The organism is Oleiphilus sp. HI0043, assembly GCF_001634935.1.
This window is the reverse complement of the sequence record NZ_LWEY01001724.1, coordinates 1-1238: the sequence shown is the minus strand read 5'-3', so window position 1 is coordinate 1238 and position 1238 is coordinate 1. Positions and strand designations below refer to the sequence as shown.

At 43.0% G+C, this 1238-nt stretch carries 2 protein-coding genes; one reads left to right on the top strand and one right to left on the bottom strand.

From position 1 onward, the window contains the following. On the top strand, positions 1-728 hold a 728-nt coding region (locus tag A3729_RS26340; RefSeq protein ID WP_156498149.1), incomplete at its 5' end, for a glycosyltransferase family 4 protein. 72 nt (positions 729-800) lie between these two features. Here A3729_RS26340 and A3729_RS26335 read toward each other — a convergent pair. Further along, positions 801-1238 (bottom strand): VanZ family protein (locus tag A3729_RS26335; protein WP_156498148.1); only part of this gene is annotated, 438 nt, incomplete at its 5' end.

Below are 1238 nucleotides of genomic sequence, written 5' to 3'. Positions count from 1 at the left end.
ATGGAATCGCTCCTTTGGCGAGTAAGAAGTGGCGTTTAATTCATCGTTTCGCCAACTTGTTTGTATCTTGGGTGACTTTTGTCTCTGATGCAGGGAAGAAGGCTTTCTACAATACGCACGGTTGGAAAGAGTCAAAACTTGTGACGATTAGCAATGGTGTGTTTGTACCACTGCAAGTGGCTAACATCGAGTCAACGAAGCTTCGTATAGGTTCTGTGGGGCGCATGGTGGCATTGAAAGGGCAGAAAGGCCTGATCAATGCGGTTAGTCGGTTGGATGCTACATTGAGAGAAAAGATAGAAATCCACTTCTTTGGTGATGGTCCTGAACGCAGCAAGTTAGAAGCTTTGGCTTTAGAGGCTTTGAACGATGGGCAGTGTATATTTCACGGGATGGAGCTTGATAGAGATAAGGTGTACGGCTCTTTCGATGTCTTGGCGGTTTGCTCTGAGCAGGAAGGGCTTTCTTTGGCCATTATGGAAGCTATGGCGAGAAGAATACCCGTGATAGCGACAAATGTGGGGGATAGCCCTAAGTTAGTATTGGATGATCAAACCGGCTTTTTATATGAGTATGCTGATGTTGAGAACCTGACAAAACTTATTACACAATTATGTGAAGATGATGAGTTGCGTCGAAGCTTGGGTGAAAAAGCAAGGGAGCATATGATTGAGAACTTTTCGTTGGAGTCTGCTAATGAAGAGTATCAAAAGTGTTATCAAGGCTAAACACTTTGCCTGTGAAAGCTGAAGAAAGGGCTGGCTTTAGTTCCGAGTGTTGTCTAATTTTGTAGCGCTCGGTTAATGCTCCTTCACTGACGGACTAGCCGAAGCGAATAAATGTGCCGTGGTGGCACCAATAAGCCCGCCTAGCGATGCTAATAAGCAGTCAGTTAAATCGACATAACGACCAATAACGAGAACTTGCAGTAGTTCAATGCTCAATCCATATAACAAGGTGACGGTAAGAATTACGAGCGTTTTATATTTTAGACTCAGGTATAGTGATAATAAGCTGCCAAGGGGTAAATAGAGTAGGACTTCTCGAACGATGTCAACTGCGGCGCCAATTGACCGTGCTGAGAAGTGAGCCTTGAAAGGTATGACGTTGCTATCGTAGATAAGCTTTTGTTTTATTGCTTTGAGTGATAACTCAAAATCAAAGGGAGATAGCGCCACGGAAAATAAAAATAAAGAATATAAAACGATAGACAATAGTACATCATACTTTTGTTTATC